Source organism: Chryseobacterium formosum, assembly GCF_026460885.1.
GTDB lineage: Bacteria > Bacteroidota > Bacteroidia > Flavobacteriales > Weeksellaceae > Chryseobacterium > Chryseobacterium formosus.
Genome location: NZ_JAOVZW010000006.1, coordinates 1 through 1760, shown reverse-complemented (window position 1 = coordinate 1760; position 1760 = coordinate 1). Strand labels below are relative to the sequence as shown.

Here is a 1760-nt window from a genome sequence, read left to right as displayed (position 1 = left end):
TATTAAACCTGTTTAAACTTATTTAGATAAAAAAGTTCCGAGAAAAAAAGGAAATTAGTGTTGCAAAACAAAAACCTAAGATTCTGGAACTATCAAACAAATATAAAATAGAAAAGTGGATAATCCCCCACCTGAGCAAAGGAAAAAGAGGCTTTCCCAGCCGATTTAATGTATTGGATGTATTTTTATTGATCATAAAACGTTTAAAAACAGGCTGTCAATGGAGAGAATTAAGTCTTAAAGAATATTTTTTGAAGGAGAAAGTAAGCTGGCAAAGTATCTACTATTATTTCAATAAATGGAGCAAGGATGGTAGTTTTAAAAAGGTTTGGATTCATCTTCTTATTAAAAAATAAAAGATTGCTTGATATGTCTAGTGTTCAACTGGATGGTAGTCATACCAGAAGCAGAACAGGAGGAGAATCTGTAGGCTATCAGGGCAGAAAGCACTGTAGAACGAGTAATATTATTTTCCTTTGTGATAATCAGGGACAAATGATTTCAATGGGAAAACCCATGAGTGGAGAACATCATGATCTTTATACTATTGAAGATACTTTGGAAGATATTTTAGATCTTCTTGAGCAAAGCACAATAGATTATAAAGGATTATTTCTTAACGCTGATGCAGGTTTTGACAGTAAAAAGTGTAGAAATTTTTTAGAAAAAAAGGAAATAATAGCCAATATAAAATCAAATCCACGGAATCGAAATGTAGAAACAGAAGATTATTTTGATGAAAAATTATATAAAAGAAGATTTAAAATAGAGAAAGCAAATGCTTGGTTAGATAGTTTCAAAGCTTTATTGGTGAGATTTGAAACATTAAATATCACTTGGATAAATCTACATTATTTAGCTTTCTCAATTTTATTCCTTAGAAAAATAAAAGTTTAAACAGGTTTATTATTTAATTAATTATCTTGGAAAAGCGGTTAAAATAAAATATGCACTAATGCCTCTTTTCTTAAGTACTATGCGAGCATTAGTCATATCTGTCATTCTTCTATTTTTTTGCATAATACCCTTCCAATAACATCTGAACCTGTATATTCTAATACTAAGTTACTTGTAGCACTTTTGTCACGCAACCATGTATTGATAACTGTTCTATTACTATTTATTGTGCTAGAAATAACAGATTCAGCAACAATATCGTTAGTAAATGAACTAGCTCCTGTAATACGCTCATTACCAACCAATCTTCTCATCAAATCAATATCTGATTTTCCTGAATGTCTTGATAAAGTATGACCTAAATTAGAACCTTCGTGGTAATTTAACCAACTTTCCTCTGCTTTTACGACAAATTCAATCAAATCCGTCGCACGATTTCCACCAGTAGAAAAATCCATTCTAGCTTCCTTGCTACTGTAGGCCATTACCCTAAACGTCCTATCCCAATAATTTTCTCCTTTGTGATATATAAGCCGCATCTCCTTTTTTCATTCCTGCTACATAAGTCCACTTTCCATCTTTCAACCCCCAACCTTTAGGACCTTTGCCCCCGACTCTCTCTCCCATCATCCCTGTAGGATCTGCAAAGTTAACGGGATCATTCCAAACATACGCATAAGGAGAGTTGGTAATTTCTTCTAACGGATCTTCAGATAACCAGAAACTGCGTTTTGGATCGTAATATCTAGCTCCATAATAGTAATAACCTGTTGATGCATCAAATTCTTTTGCATTATATTTATTAGGATTGTCATAATCCATATTGGTATTTTCCATGAGCATTTCGCCATAAGGCATGTTCA

Annotated in this window: 4 protein-coding genes; 2 read left to right on the top strand and 2 right to left on the bottom strand. The window is 32.6% G+C overall.

Annotated features, from left to right (window positions below; all coding sequences use genetic code 11):
* Positions 1-173 precede the first annotated feature (173 nt).
* On the top strand, positions 174-356 hold the full coding sequence (locus OF897_RS06080; protein ID WP_267264797.1) for a transposase: 183 nt from the start codon (positions 174-176) through the stop codon (positions 354-356).
* Positions 310-897 carry a transposase gene (locus OF897_RS06075; protein ID WP_267264796.1) on the top strand — a complete coding sequence of 196 codons (588 nt, stop codon included), beginning with the start codon at positions 310-312 and terminating at the stop codon, positions 895-897. Before OF897_RS06080 ends, OF897_RS06075 begins: the two co-directional genes overlap by 47 nt.
* Positions 898-998: 101 nt before the next feature.
* Here the strand turns inward: OF897_RS06075 and OF897_RS06070 are convergent, their stop codons facing one another.
* Complete coding sequence (locus OF897_RS06070) at positions 999-1355, bottom strand: RNase A-like domain-containing protein (RefSeq protein ID WP_267264795.1); 357 nt, start codon at positions 1353-1355, stop codon at positions 999-1001.
* 40 nt (positions 1356-1395) lie between these two features.
* A partial coding sequence (locus OF897_RS06065; protein WP_323809027.1) for an RHS repeat-associated core domain-containing protein occupies positions 1396-1760 on the bottom strand: 365 nt, incomplete at its 5' end.